12 protein-coding genes and 1 pseudogene are annotated in these 13,082 nt (G+C 63.4%); 6 read left to right on the top strand and 7 right to left on the bottom strand.

The genetic code is table 11. From position 1 onward, the window contains the following. Positions 1-2: 2 nt before the first annotated feature. On the bottom strand, positions 3-1,955 hold the full coding sequence (locus P6U30_RS23605) for an AMP-binding protein (RefSeq protein WP_407165291.1): 1,953 nt from the start codon (positions 1,953-1,955) through the stop codon (positions 3-5). Between the two features lie 75 nt (positions 1,956-2,030). Between P6U30_RS23605 and P6U30_RS23600 the strand changes: the two are divergent. Further along, positions 2,031-2,477: pseudogene (locus P6U30_RS23600) on the top strand (enoyl-CoA hydratase/isomerase family protein); the annotation flags it as partial. Positions 2,478-2,592: 115 nt separating this feature from the next. Continuing rightward, positions 2,593-2,814, top strand: a complete 222-nt coding sequence (locus tag P6U30_RS23595; protein WP_407165290.1) for an enoyl-CoA hydratase-related protein — start codon at positions 2,593-2,595, stop codon at positions 2,812-2,814. A gap of 47 nt (positions 2,815-2,861) precedes the next feature. Here the strand turns inward: P6U30_RS23595 and P6U30_RS23590 are convergent, their stop codons facing one another. The 5 genes from P6U30_RS23590 to P6U30_RS23570 form a co-directional block, all read right to left on the bottom strand. After that, on the bottom strand, positions 2,862-3,413 hold the full coding sequence (locus tag P6U30_RS23590) for a TetR/AcrR family transcriptional regulator (RefSeq protein WP_407165289.1): 552 nt from the start codon (positions 3,411-3,413) through the stop codon (positions 2,862-2,864). 19 nt (positions 3,414-3,432) lie between these two features. Next, the gene (locus P6U30_RS23585) at positions 3,433-3,648 is read right to left on the bottom strand and encodes a hypothetical protein (RefSeq protein ID WP_407165288.1); all 216 of its coding nucleotides are present in this window, start codon (positions 3,646-3,648) and stop codon (positions 3,433-3,435) included. 67 nt (positions 3,649-3,715) lie between these two features. Further along, entirely contained in the window at positions 3,716-4,711 is a 996-nt protein-coding gene (locus tag P6U30_RS23580) for an ABC transporter substrate-binding protein (protein WP_407165287.1), read from the bottom strand. Between the two features lie 23 nt (positions 4,712-4,734). Next, a complete protein-coding gene (locus P6U30_RS23575) occupies positions 4,735-5,544 on the bottom strand; it encodes an ABC transporter ATP-binding protein (RefSeq protein ID WP_407165286.1) in 810 nt (269 codons plus the stop codon). Beyond that, the gene (locus P6U30_RS23570; RefSeq protein ID WP_407165285.1) at positions 5,541-6,311 is read right to left on the bottom strand and encodes an ABC transporter permease; all 771 of its coding nucleotides are present in this window, start codon (positions 6,309-6,311) and stop codon (positions 5,541-5,543) included. Before P6U30_RS23570 ends, P6U30_RS23575 begins: the two co-directional genes overlap by 4 nt. A gap of 108 nt (positions 6,312-6,419) precedes the next feature. Here P6U30_RS23570 and P6U30_RS23565 point away from each other — a divergent pair, with 108 nt between their 5' ends. Genes P6U30_RS23565 through P6U30_RS23555 form a run of 3 tightly spaced genes read left to right on the top strand, consistent with a single transcriptional unit; the run spans position 6,420 to position 9,894 of the window. After that, positions 6,420-7,547: a mandelate racemase/muconate lactonizing enzyme family protein gene (locus P6U30_RS23565; protein WP_407165284.1), complete on the top strand. Its 1,128-nt coding sequence runs from the start codon at positions 6,420-6,422 to the stop codon at positions 7,545-7,547. Position 7,548: 1 nt separating this feature from the next. Next, on the top strand, positions 7,549-9,144 hold the full coding sequence (locus P6U30_RS23560) for a GMC family oxidoreductase (RefSeq protein ID WP_407165283.1): 1,596 nt from the start codon (positions 7,549-7,551) through the stop codon (positions 9,142-9,144). A 27-nt stretch (positions 9,145-9,171) separates the two neighbouring features. After that, a complete protein-coding gene (locus P6U30_RS23555; protein WP_407165282.1) occupies positions 9,172-9,894 on the top strand; it encodes a GntR family transcriptional regulator in 723 nt (240 codons plus the stop codon). 36 nt (positions 9,895-9,930) lie between these two features. Here the strand turns inward: P6U30_RS23555 and P6U30_RS23550 are convergent, their stop codons facing one another. Continuing rightward, positions 9,931-11,721, bottom strand: a complete 1,791-nt coding sequence (locus tag P6U30_RS23550; protein ID WP_407165281.1) for a chloride channel protein — start codon at positions 11,719-11,721, stop codon at positions 9,931-9,933. Positions 11,722-12,055: 334 nt separating this feature from the next. On the opposite strand from P6U30_RS23550, the gene P6U30_RS23545 reads away from it, so the two are divergent. Continuing rightward, positions 12,056-12,937 (top strand): NAD(P)-dependent oxidoreductase, encoded by an 882-nt coding sequence (locus P6U30_RS23545; RefSeq protein WP_407165280.1) that lies wholly within the window; start codon positions 12,056-12,058, stop codon positions 12,935-12,937. The last annotated feature ends 145 nt before the right edge of the window (positions 12,938-13,082 follow it).

The following is a 13,082-nucleotide window of genomic DNA, read 5'->3' as shown; positions in this document are numbered from 1 at the left end:
TTCTATCCGGCCGCCAGCCGCTCGCGGATATGCGCGATCGCCTCGGGATTGGCGAGCGCCGACAGGTCGCCGGGATCCTTGTTCTCGAACATCGCGCGCAGCACCCGGCGCATGATCTTCATGTTGCGGGTGCGCGGCAGATCGTCGACCAGGATGATCTTTTCGGGGCGATAGGATGCGCCCATGCCGCGCACCAGCGCGGCCGACAGCTCTTCGGCTAATCCATTTGTGCTGCCAATCGTCGGCAGCGGTACGCAGGCGCAGATGATAGCCGAACCCTTGACGGAGTGCGGAACGCCGAACACCGCCGCCTCCGCGAGTTTGCCAGTCCCGATCAGGATGCCTTCGAGCTCCGCAGGACCGGTGCGCTTGCCTGAGATCTTGATGGTGTCGTCGGACCGGCCGAGGATGTAATAGAGACCATCATGGCCGCGCATGGCGAAGTCACCATGCACCCAGAGGCCTGGAATCGTGCTCCAATAGCTTTCGATGTAGCGCGCGTCAGCCTTCCACAGGCTCTTGGTCAGTCCGATCGAGGCGTGGCGGAGCACCAGCTCGCCGACTTCGCCGTCAGCCACGCGCTTTCCCGAGATGTCGACGATGTCGGCCCCCATGCCGAGCGCCGGCCGCGAAAACGAGCACGGGTTCATCGGATGATTGGTCGTGCCGGTGAAAATGCACCCGCCGATCTCGGTGCCTCCGGAAATGTTGATGATGGGAATGGCCTTCTTGCAGACGTGCTCGAAGAACCAAATCCACGGCGTTTCTGTCCAGGCCTCACCACCCGAGGCCGTGATCCGAAGGCTGGAGAGATCGTATGTGTCGACCTCGTCGCCGTGACGCATCAGGCTGCGGACAATCGTGGGCGATACCCCGAGATAAGTCACCCGGTGATCGGCGATCAGGCGCCAGAAGCGCCCGGTGTCGGGATAGTCGGGCGTACCCTCCGCGATCAGGAGGCTGCCGCCGGCAAAGCTCGGAATGCAGGCGCACATGGCGCCGACCATCCACCCCATATCGCTGAGGAAGAAAAAGCGGTCGGATGCCTTGAAGTCTCCGCAGATGATGATGTCGCGCGTCACCATCGTGCCGATGAAGCCGATATGGGTCCACACGCAACCCTTCGGCTCGCCCGTGGTGCCCGAGGTGTAGAGCAGGATCGCGGGATCCTCGGCCTGCATCTCAACAGTTGCGATATCGCCCTCGGCCGCAGGCACGATCTCGTGCCACCAGAGATCGCGGCCGGGCTGCATCGGTGTTTCGATATTCAGCCCCTGGCGTTCGACCACGATCACGTGGCGGACGCTGGAAACGCCTTGCAGCGCATCATCAAGCACCGATTTGAGCGGAGCGGCGGCGCCCCTGCGCCAGGTCCCGCTCGCCGATATCACCGCCTTGGCTTCGCCATGGTTCAAGCGCGCCTGGATCGGGCTCGGGCCGAAGCCGGAGAACAGCGGCATGACGATCGCGCCGATCTTGAGGATGGCGAAGAACGCGATGAAGGTCTCCGGCAGGTTGGGCATATAGATCGCCACCACGTCGCCGCGGCCGAAGCCGAGCTTGCGCAGCGTGCTTGCCAGACGGTCGACCTCGGCCGCAAATGCCGCGTAGGTCAGGGTCCGTTGCTCGTTACTGTCTTCGCCTTCCCACACCAGGAACGTCTGATCCCACACCGGCGTGCCACGGTGCTTGTCGAGGCAATTCAATACAATATTGGTGGTGCCGCCAACGCACCAGCGCGCCCAGGGCTGGCCGCGCGACACGTCGAGCATCTCGTCGTATTGTTGGTAGAACCTGATATCACAGAACCGGAACACCTCCGCCATCAGCCACGCCGGGTCCCCGTCCGCCTTGGCCGCCAAGGCGTCGTAGTCCGGTTGTCCGGTCGCGCGCAGGAAGGCGGTGAGGTTGCTTTGTTCCACCAGTTCCGGCGGTGGCGTCCAGAGATATGGCATCGTCGACAACGTGTCCGTTGTGTTTGACCGGCGTCGATGTATTCTAACAGATGTTAGAAAAGACGGAAGCGAACAATGTCCGACCAGGAACCCGTGCGCTACGACATCAGCGAAGGCATCGCGACCGTGACGATCAATCGGCCGGAGCGCAAGAACGCGCTATCAGTCGAAGCGATGAATGGCCTGACCGAGGCTTGGGCACGCGCGGAGGCCGATGCTGCGGTGCGCGCGATCATCTTGACCTCCGCCGATTGCGGCGTGTTCTGCGCCGGACTCGACCTCAAGCAGGCGGCTGAGATCAGGGCGCGGGACGGCGTCGATATCCTGACGCTGATGCGGGACCCCATGCAGACCGCGATGCGCAAGGTGACGAAGCCGATCATCGCGGCCATGACGGGATCGTTGATGGCCGGGGGCATGATGCTCGCGCTCAAATCCGATCTTCGGGTCGGCTTGAGCGGTAGCCGTGCCGGGATCACCGAGGTCAAGATGGGGCGGGGAACGCCGTGGTCGGTGCCGATGCTCTGGATGCTGCCGCAACCATTGATGATGGAACTGGTGCTCACCGGCGAGACGATGCCGATCGAGCCTGGCCGCGCATGGCTTTCTCAACTATCTCGAACCGGCGCCGGATGCGGTGCGCGCCCGCGCCTTGCAATTGGCGCGCGCTATCGCCGAGGGCGCTCCGCTATCGGTGAAGGCCGCCAAGGCAACCGTGCTGGCGGCGATGGACCTCGGCTACGAGCGAGGCGCCATCGAAGGCGATCGCCTGCATGTCGAGGTTTACGCCAGCCAGGATGCGATCGAGGGGCCACGGGCGTTCGCCGAGAAGAGGAAGCCGAACTGGCAGGGGCGCTAGGGTAGGACCCGAACGGCGAAGCGCGCGGCTCCCCCGGACGTGGGCCGCTACTTCTTGATGCCGTCGAACACCATCATCTGAGTCCGCCGCGCAAGCTTGAGGACATCGTCCTTGCTCTCCAGCCTGAACCATTCGACAGTCCAGTTCAGCGCGCCGATCACGAAGATGCGCAGCGGCACGATCTCGATATCGGCGCGGATCTCGCCGGCCTTGCGGGCATCGAGAAACAGCTTGTCCCAGTAGCGCGCGTAGGCGCGCCGCAGCGGCCGATGCGGTTTCTTCAGATGCTCGGGCAACTGGCCGTAGATTCGGATATTGGCTGATGTGAAGTCGCTGGATTCCAAGAGCGCAATAAGATGGGCTTCGATCGCCAGTTCGATGCGCTTGCGGTGCGACGCCCCAGCAGCGCCGTTCACCGCAACCTTCACCGACTCGAAGACGTGGCGCAGGCCACGGTCGAGCACTTCGTCCAGGATGGCTTCCTTGGAATCGAAATAATAATAGATGCTGCCGGCTTCGATCCGGGCGGCGGCCGCGATCTGGCGCAGCGTCGTCGCAGAGAATCCCTGTTCGTGAAACAGCCTGGCCGCCGATTGCAAAATCAGGTTGCGGGATTTCTCAGACTTCGTCGGAAGAGGCTTCGAGACAAGGGGCTTCGAGCCAAGACCTGGGGCCTGCTTTGCGGCATCGGCCTTCAGCGCACGCGACCTCGAAGGCGCGTTGCCCTTTGATGCGTTGCGCTGGCGGCTGCTGGACTCCAATAGAAACCGCCGTCTCTTCCACGTTGGCGATGTGATCCAGTTGATTATTGGCGATGTTTGTTGATTGGGTCAACCGCAGCGTTCCCGTGCCGGGACAGCGAGCGAATCGCTCGCTGTCCCAAGGGAGGACGTCGAGGCGGTTACGCGATCGTCTTCAGATACAGGCTAGGGTCGAAATATTTGCTTGCCGGAGTGAAATCCTTGACGCCCGCATTGGCCATGAAGAAGTCGGTCGACTGCTGCAGCCAGTTCGTGACGGTGCCGTCCGAATAGAGGCGCTTCCAGTCCCGCGACGTGAACATCTTCTGGGCCTTGAAGGACTCGTTGATGTCGCTGAGCGGGGTCTGGCTGTAATGGCCCTTCTGTAGCTTCTCCATGGCTTCGGTGCTGTTCGCGACGATGTAGTCGTTGGCGTCGGCCCAACCTCGGATCAGCTTGGCGAGAGTCTCCTTGTTCGGCTCGTAATAGTCATTGGCCGCGGCCCAGCCGCCGATGATGGCAGCCTGGGGGTAATAGGCCGATGCGTCGGCGAGCTTGACGGCGCCCGGCACCTTGTCGCGAACCGTCACGTTGAACGGGACCCAGAGCGCGACGGCCGGCACCGCGCCCGAGACGAAGGCCGTCACGGCCGCCGGCATGGTCTGGTTGACGAGCTCGACGTCCTTCGGGTCGATCTTGTTGGCGCGCAGCGCTTTGTCGAGGAAGACATGAGCGGTGGTGCCGGTCGCGGTCGCGATGCGCTTGCCCTTGAGGTCGGCAAAGGATTTGATGCCTTGATCGGACCGCACCCACAATTGGGCGGTCGCGACCTCGATGTCGTTGATCAGGAACACCTTACCCTGTCCACGGGCCGGGAAGTTCGAGAGCACGGCGCCGGTTGCGAGAACGTCGAGACTGCCGCCGATCAGCGCCTGGAAGATTTCGAGCCCGGTGTTGAACTGGCGCAGCTCCAGATCGAGGCCTTGCTTCTCGAAACTGCCCCGGTCCATGCCGGTCCAGATCTGGCCATCGACCGCGACTGTGTGCAAATAGCCGACGCGAAGCTTGGTGCGGGCTTGCGCGATCGCGGGCGACGCCGCCGTGAACGTCCCGAGGGCGAGACCGGCGGTCGTGGTCAGAAATTGTCGGCGATCCATGGTGTTCCTCCTCAATATCTTAACTATTCAGAGAATGATGCCGGGCGCATCTGCGCCTGCTGTGCGCGGTACTCGTCCATCACGAGTTGCCTGATATGGCTACGGAGCTCGCCAAACTCAGGACGCTCCTGGATCGACTCGTCGCGCGGGTAGGGGAAGGGCACCTCGATGATCTCCTTGATCTTCGCCGGCCGCGCGGTCACGACGACGATGCGCGAAGCGAGGTAGATCGCCTCCTCGACCGAGTGAGTGATCAACATGACGGTCTTGCCTTCGGCGGCGAGCACCTTGAGCAGCAGATTCTGCATGTTGGCTCGCGTTTGGGCATCGAGCGCGCCGAACGGCTCGTCCATCAGCAGGAACTGCGGCTTGACGGCGTAGGCGCGAGCGATGGCGAGGCGCTGGCGCATGCCGCCCGAGAGATGCTTCGGATAGGAGTTGGCGAAATCCGCCAGGCCCATCAGGCTGAGGTAATGGTCGCAGATCGCGTCGCGCTCCGCATCCGGAACGCGGTTGGCCTTGAGCTTCAGCCCGAAGGCGATGTTCTGCTTCACCGTCAACCATGGGAAGACGCCATACTCCTGAAAGATGACGCCACGTTCGGGACCGGGGCCGGTCACCGGGGCACCGTCGAACAGGACCTTTCCGGTTGTCGGTTTCTGGAAGCCCGCAAGCATGCTCATCATCGTGGTCTTGCCGCATCCGGACGGGCCGATCACGGCAATGAAGTCGCCATCGTTGATGTCGTAGGAGACATCCTCGACGACATTGAGCCGGCCTTTGGGCGTCTCGAAGGCAAGCGAGACGTGGTCGAACTGCGCGCGCTTCTTCATGATATCGCCCGTTCCTGCCAGACCAGAAGGCGGGCGCTGATCTTGCGCAGGATCAGGTCCATGATGAGGGCGATCACGCCGATGCAGATGATGCCGACATAGATGACGTCGAGCAGGAAGTATGTCGATGCGTTCTGGATCATGGCGCCAAGTCCGCGCTGCGCCGCGATCAGCTCGGAAGCGACCAGGGTCGCCCAAGCGACGCCGAGCGCCACGCGCAGCGCGGTCAGGATGTGCGGCACGGTGAGGGGAATGATGACCTTGCGGAAGATTTCGAATTCGTTGGCGCCGAGCGTTTTGGCGACCCGGATATAAAGCGGCGTGATCTGCGAGACGCCCTCATACATCACGATCACGCCGGAGAAGAACGCGGCGTAGAACAGGATGACGAGCTTGGCGAGTTCATCGACCCCGAAATAGACGATCACGAGCGGGATCAGCGCGATCGGCGGCAGCGCGCGAAAGAAGTTGATCATCGGATCGGCGAAAGTGCGTGCCGGACGGTACCAGCCGAGCAGGAAGCCGACCGGAACGGCGGCCAGGATTCCGAGGATCACGCCGAGAAGCACGCGACGCGAGGAGACGTAGATGTCGAGCAGCAGATTCTCGCGCGTCAGAAGTTCGTAGAACTTGGCTGCGACTTGATGCGGCGCCGGGATCAGCGATGCGTTGACGAAGCCGCTCCAGCGGACGCCGTACCACAGCAGGATCGCGCCGACCCAAGGCGCGAGTCCGAGCAACAGGCGTCGCACGACCTGTCCATTCATTCAGCGCTTCCCCACCTTGCAATTCTGGTTGATGTCGGCGAACTCATATTATAAATAGGATGACCATACAAGAGTGTTCTCGCCGCGCACGATGCGCGGGTTTCAGGCATGACATCACAGGCCTTCACGATCAAAACCGTCCAGGCGCTTTGCTACCGCCATCCGCTGTCGACGCCTGTCGTCACGTCATTCGGTAGAATGTTGAGCCGGCCCGCGGTGCTTGTACGCGTCGAGGACGCGGACGGTATGGTCGGATGGGGCGAGGTCTGGTGCAATTTCCCTTCGCCAGGAGCCGAGCATCGCGTGCGCCTCGTCAACGAGGTGCTGGCGCCTGCTGCAATCGGCGTCACTATCGATCAGCCAGCAGAACTGTTCGAGAGATTGACGTCGGGTACATCCGTTCTTGCGCTGCAATCCGGCGAGGCTGGCCCGTTCGCACAATCGATTGCAGGCATCGACCTTGCGATCTGGGATCTCTACGCGCGGCGCCGCAAGACCGCCTTGTGGAAGGTGCTTGGCGGCGCGCGAAGCAGGATCAAGGTCTATGCGAGCGGGATCAACCCCACCGGCTCGCGCACCATGGCGGAGGCGGCGTTGGCGCGGGGACATCGTGCGCTGAAGCTGAAGATCGGTTTTGCGCCCGAAACCGATCGCGCCAATCTGTCCGCGTTGCGCGAACTCGTCGGCGACGGATTGTTGGCTGCTGACGCCAACCAGGCATGGTCGATCGAGCAGGCGCTGGCGACGGCGGCGCGGTTGCGGGAGTTCGATCTCGCCTGGCTGGAGGAGCCGATCCGCGCCGATCGGCCCTGGCGGGAGTGGATGACGCTTGCAGCCAGCGCAGGTATTCCGCTTGCGGCGGGAGAGAACATCGCGAGCCGCGCCGGTTTCGAACAGGCGCTCACGGGCGATGTGCTGTCCGTCGTGCAGCCGGATATTGCAAAGTGGGGCGGGCTATCTGCTTGCGCGGACATTGCGCGCGACGTCATCAAGACTGGCAAGACGTTCTGCCCGCACTATCTCGGCGCCGGCATCGGCCTGCTGGCGTCGGCGCATCTTTTGGCCGGCGTCGGCGGCGATGGACTTCTGGAAGTCGATGCCAACGACAATCCGCTGCGCGACAGGCTTTGCGGCCCGGTCCGCGATGTGCGGGACGGCATGATCATGCTGGGCGATGAACCGGGCCTTGGCGTCGAGCCAGATCTGGCCGCGATCGAACAGTATCGGACCGCCTAGCATGAGCGCGCAAGGTTACGACTACATCATCGTCGGCGCCGGTTCGGCCGGCTGCATCGTCGCGAATCGCCTGTCGGCCGACCCGTCGTGCCGCGTGCTGCTCCTGGAAGCCGGAGGTTCGGACCGGAATTTCTGGCTGAAGCTTCCGGTCGGATACTATCGCACGATCTACAACGAGCGCTTCTCGCGCTTGTTCAAGACGGAGCCGAGCGAAGGCAGCGGCGGCCGGTCGATCACGTGGCCGCGTGGCCGCGTGATCGGCGGGTCCTCCTCGATCAACGGTCTCATTTTCATCCGTGGCCAGCACGAGGATTTCGACGATTGGGAGCGCCTTGGCGCGATCGGCTGGAGTTATCGTGAACTGCTGCCCTACTTCCGGCGCCACGAGCGCTATCGCGGCGGCGACAGCCAATATCACGGCGGCTTCGGCGAGTTCGACGTGTCGGAGCTGCGCAACGACAATCCGGCGTCGGCGGCGTGGGTGGAGGCGGGCGTCGAATACGGCCTGCCGCGCAACTGCGACTTCAACGGTGAAACGACCTTTGGCGTCGGCAGCTACCAGCTCGGAATCGGACGGCACTGGCGCAGCAGCTCGGCATCGGCATTCCTGCACCCGATCTCTGCGCGTCCCAATCTTACGGTCGTGACAGCAGCACAGGTCAGTAAGGTTCTTTTCCGTGGCCAGAAGGCAATTGGCGTGCAGTGGATCAAGGACAAGCAGGTTGCTGCCGCATCGGCCGATCGCGAAGTCATCCTGTCCGCCGGTGCGTTGCAGTCGCCGCAGCTCCTGCAACTGTCTGGTATCGGTTCGGCCGATCTGCTTCGCCGGCACGGCATTCCGGTCGTGGCCGATCTCGCCGGCGTCGGCGAAAACCTGCAAGACCACTATCAAGCACGGCTGATTGTGCGACTGAAGGACCCCATTTCGCTGAATGATCAGGTCCGCAACCCCGTCGCGCTCGCATCAATGGGATTGCAATGGCTGTTTGCAGGTCGCGGCCCGCTCACGGTCGGGGCCGGGCAGGTCGGCGGCGCGGCCTGCACCGAATATGCCGTCGGCGGGCGACCCGACGTGCAGTTCAACGTCATGCCGCTCTCTGTCGACAAACCCGGCGATCCCCTCCACAGCTACTCCGGCTTCACCGCCTCGGTCTGGCAATGCCACGGTCGGTCGCGGGGACGGCTTGCGATCCGATCGGCCGATCCGTTCGATCAGCCGCGCATCGAGCCCAACTACTTCTCGGAAGAGATCGACCGAAAGACCATCGTTGCCGGGCTCAAGATCCTGCGCGACATCTATCGGCAGAAGGCCTTTCGTCCGCTGTGGCATACCGAGATGGTTCCGGGCGACGCAGCCCGGGATGACGCCGGGCTTTGGGAGTTTGCGCGCAACACCGGCGGCACGGTGTTCCATTGTGTCGGCACGTGCCGGATGGGGAGCGACGATCGGTCCGTGGTCGATCCGCAGTTGCGGGTGCGCGGCGTCGAAGGGCTGCGCGTCATCGATGCGTCTGTCATGCCGCAGATCACCTCCGCCAATACCAATGCGACGAGCCTGATGATCGGCGAACGGGGCGCGGCCCTCGTTCTGTCCTGAGCAGACATCCTGACGCGGGAGCGCGCGATGGAATTGAATTCCGAAAGTCACGTTCCAAAATACGCGCAGATCGCTGACATCTTCCGGCAGCGCATCGCGCGCGGCACCTGGGCCAAGGGCTTGCGGCTGCCGGCCAACGAGGAACTGGCCAGCGAATTCGGTGTCTCCCGGGTGACCATTCGCCAGGCCGTTGAACTGCTGTCGCGCGAGGGGGTCATCGAAGCCCAACAGGGACGCGGCACCTTCGTCACGGGCACGGTGAAGCAGGACCGCTGGCTCAAGGTCGAGACCACGCTTTCGGATCTGGCCGAGATGTATCGCGATACGTCGCCCGAGATCATCAATATTTCCGAGAGCCGCACCGACGCGCCGCTGCTACCGGAGGATGGCAAGCCGGCCTCGAAATACGTCTTCATGCGACGCGTCCATTCGCGTCAGAAGGAGCCGTATTGCGTCATTTCGATCTACCTGGACGAGAGGATCTTTCGTCGCCATCCGAAGCGTTTCCGGAACGAGACGGTGATCCCGATCCTGAGCGACCTCCGCGAGCCCGAGATCGCACGTGCGCGGCAGACCTTGACGATCGGCACCGCCGATCTCGACGTCGCGCGGCTGCTCAAGGTGCCGCTGAATTCGCCCGTCGCCGAGGTTCGCCGGGTGTTCTCCAGCGCGGACCAGACGGTGATCTATTTGGGTGAGGTGACCTATCGCGGCGACTTCGTGCGGATTGATATGGATTTGAGGCCATAGTGATCCGAAGGAGACGGCTGCAGCATCCGCTGCAATCTAGCGGAAGAACAGCTCCTCGTTACGGCGCTCGAGCTCTTCGCCATAGGTTCGCAGCACGTGTGACTCGCTGACGATTCCTATTGCGGCGCGGTGATCGCTGCGGTCGATCACCGCTAACGCGTCGGCTTCGCTGCGTGCGAACATCTTCATGATGTCGCGGATCGAAGCGCCCGGCAGCAGGAATTCGTCGGTCTGCCGCGCCAGGTCCGCCAGTGTCTCGTCCTGCGCTGCGGTCGAATAGAGGTCGGCCGAGGTGACGATGCCGGCGTAGGAGCCCTTGGGATCGCGCAGCACGATCTGTCGGACCTGCGCTGGCGAGAAGGTCTTTTGGGCCTCCGCGATCGGCATCGTGCTGAGCGCGCTTTCGAAATCGGTACGCATCAGTGAGGCTGCGCTGAGTTGCCGAACCCAGCCGACGTCCTGCGGGCCGCGGATCACTTCGCCGCGCAGATGGAAGCGCCAGGTCGCGAAGCTGTAACCGAACAGCTCGCGGACGATCAGCGCGCAAACCGACGAGGCGACCACGGCACCGACCGTGACCGAGAAGTCGCCCGTGATCTCAAGCGCGAGACAGACCATGCTGAAGGGCGCACCGAGAACGCCGGTCCCGAATGCGGCAAGTGCGGCGATCGCCGCGGTTCCCGGCTGCAGAGCGATTCCCGGCAGGAAGCCGGTGGCCACGATGCTGTAAAGCTGGCCGAGCAGTGCGCCCAGCAAAAGCGATGCGAAGAACAGTCCGCCGCGAAATCCGGAGCCGAGCGAGACCGCGGAAGCCGCCATCTTGAACAGGATCGTGGTCGTCAACAGCAGCCATGTGGGGTTGCTGACGAGCAGGATCTGCATGGCGCCGTGGCCTGCGCCAAGCACGGTTGGTGTGAGTAAAGCGAGGCTGCCGAGCAGCGCACCGCCGAGCACCGGCCGCAACGCGCCTCTGAAAACCGAGATGCGTTGAAAGCAGCGCTCGGAGGAGGCGACCCCCAGCATCATCAGAATGCTGGCGAAGGCGCAAAGGATGCCGATGATGACGCTTTGCCCGACCATCTCGACTGACACCGGCGACGGAAAGCCCGGGACCATCAGGAAGGCTTGATGGGTCAGATGGCGCGCGACGAGCCAGGATGTCACCGCGCTGGCGATGACCGGGACCAGCCCCGCGGAGGTGTAGGCGCCCAGCACCACCTCGAACGCGTAGAATGCGCCGGCGAGTGGAGCCGAGAACGCGGCGCTGATCGCGCCGGACGCGCCGCAGGCGACCAGGAGCCGCATGTCGTTGCGGCGGGCCGCCAGCCGTTGTCCGATATGCGAGCCGAACATCGAGCAGATCTGGGTATAGCCGGCCTCCAGGCCGACCGAGCCGCCAAATCCGTTCGACAGCAGGGTTTGCAGGGAGATCAGCAGGCTGCCTCTGAAGGAGAGGCGTCCACCATACAGGGCATTGGCCTCGATCGCGTCGGCGAGCTGCTGCCCCTTGACGCGCTTGGCAAAGAACACGGCGATCCCGGCCAGCACGACGCCACCGATGGTGGGAATCAGCAGTGTGCGTTGCCAGGATATGACGCCGGTCGCGCTGAGATGTGCGTCCAGCGGAATGTCGAACAGGAAAGAATGTGTGGCCTGGCTCAGATAGGAGATCGCTGCGACGAGCAGTCCCGACAGCAGCCCGATCACGATGGCAACCGCGACCAGGCCGGTTTCCCGGTTGCGGACGTAATTGCGCAACGCGGCGGGCAGCAGATAAACCGCTGCGGCTGGGTTCTTGGGCGGGTTGACCGGCGACGTGATCGTCATGCTGCGCCTTTGACGCCGGAGCGCTCGATGTGAAACCTTGCTGATCGAGCGTCCGGCGTGTCGGCGCTTGGTGCCGCAATGCGGTACCGGTTGCAACAAGATTCATGGCGCAGAATGAGCTGTCTCGCAAAAGCGCCGTTTGCCGCCGTATCGGTGTTCCCTGCGATATGCGGCTGAAGCGGCCGCCCTTGCGTCCCGCGACTGGCTGCGGACGACGAGATTGTGCCAGATGGCCAGCGATGGATGCTGGCCCGCCTGCACGTCCGATGGCGACTAACGGGCGTGCCAATGGTAATCCAACTCAGCAAACAACCACGAAAAGCAGGAAATGCCCATGTCGGAGAAGGTCGCTGTTATCGGAATGGGACAGATGGGATCCGGGATGGCAGGACGCCTGAAAGAATCCGGCCTCGACGTCATAGGTTACGATGTCAGCGCCGACCAGCGCGCTCGCCTCGCCAGGGACGGCTTCCGGATGGCGTCAAGCTTTGCGGAGGCACTGGAGGGCCGGGCACTGGTGCTGACGAGCCTGCCCGATCCCAAGGCCGTGACGGAGGCTTGGCTCGGTGCCGACGGCGTCGTCGCGCACGCGGCCAAGGGCACGCTGTGCATCGAGCTCAGCACCATCGATCCGCAGACGATGCGCCAGGCTGCCGGCGCCGCCGCCGCGCGTGGCATCGCTGTCGTCGATTGTCCGGTCAGCGGCAGCCCCAAGGAGGCGCGCGCCGGCAAGCTGATCTTGATCGCGGGCGGCGAAGAGGCCGACGTGAAGCGGGCCGAACCGATCCTCAAGTTGCTCGGCACCGACTGGAAGTACACCGGTGCCGTCGGCACGGCGAAGGTCGTCAAGATCGTCAACAACATGATGTCGATGGGCAATGTGCTGGTTGCCGCGGAAGCCTTTGCGCTCGGTGTCGCCGCCGGCGTTGAGCCGGAGAAGCTCTACGATGTGCTGTCGGTGAGCGGCGGCCGTTCGCACCATTTCACCAAGCGCTTTCCGAACGCGCTGAAGGGCGATTTTTCGCCCGGCTTCAAGATGGAGCTTGGCGAGAAGGATCTGGCGCTCGGCGTCGAACTGGGGCGGATGACCCGGATGCCCACACCGTCGGCGTCTGCTACCCGCGAGCTCTACGCGCTCGCGCTGGCCGAGGGGTTCCGCGGGCAGGACATCGTCGCATTGCTGGCGATGTATCAGAACTGGGCCAAGCCAGCCTGACGCGAAGCGGCGTATCTCTCGCCACATCCAGGCTTGGCGAACGGAGCGCAATCGGCTTACGATGGGCGCAGACTGGTCGCTTCCGGGGACAAATCGCGAAGGATGCCGGCGTCACTGCTTGCCAACTTGACGGAGCGGCCGTCCT

It is taken from the genome of Bradyrhizobium sp. ORS 111, assembly GCF_045571485.1.
Classification (GTDB): Bacteria; Pseudomonadota; Alphaproteobacteria; order Rhizobiales; family Xanthobacteraceae; genus Bradyrhizobium.
The sequence above is the reverse complement of the archived record's forward strand: the minus strand, read 5'-3'. Positions and strand labels throughout refer to the sequence as shown.

What these genes read in the sequence shown, in the direction of transcription:
- P6U30_RS23560 (WP_407165283.1), top strand. Translation starts at nt 7,549, where the DNA reads ATGAGCGCGCAAGGTTACGACTACATCATCGTCGGCGCCGGTTCGGCC.
- P6U30_RS23545 (WP_407165280.1), top strand. Translation starts at nt 12,056, where the DNA reads ATGTCGGAGAAGGTCGCTGTTATCGGAATGGGACAGATGGGATCCGGG.
- P6U30_RS23580 (WP_407165287.1), bottom strand. Translation starts at nt 4,711, where the DNA reads ATGGATCGCCGACAATTTCTGACCACGACCGCCGGTCTCGCCCTCGGG.
- P6U30_RS23575 (WP_407165286.1), bottom strand. Translation starts at nt 5,544, where the DNA reads ATGAAGAAGCGCGCGCAGTTCGACCACGTCTCGCTTGCCTTCGAGACG.
- P6U30_RS23565 (WP_407165284.1), top strand. Translation starts at nt 6,420, where the DNA reads ATGACATCACAGGCCTTCACGATCAAAACCGTCCAGGCGCTTTGCTAC.
- P6U30_RS23570 (WP_407165285.1), bottom strand. Translation starts at nt 6,311, where the DNA reads ATGAATGGACAGGTCGTGCGACGCCTGTTGCTCGGACTCGCGCCTTGG.
- P6U30_RS23555 (WP_407165282.1), top strand. Translation starts at nt 9,172, where the DNA reads ATGGAATTGAATTCCGAAAGTCACGTTCCAAAATACGCGCAGATCGCT.
- P6U30_RS23605 (WP_407165291.1), bottom strand. Translation starts at nt 1,955, where the DNA reads ATGCCATATCTCTGGACGCCACCGCCGGAACTGGTGGAACAAAGCAAC.
- P6U30_RS23550 (WP_407165281.1), bottom strand. Translation starts at nt 11,721, where the DNA reads ATGACGATCACGTCGCCGGTCAACCCGCCCAAGAACCCAGCCGCAGCG.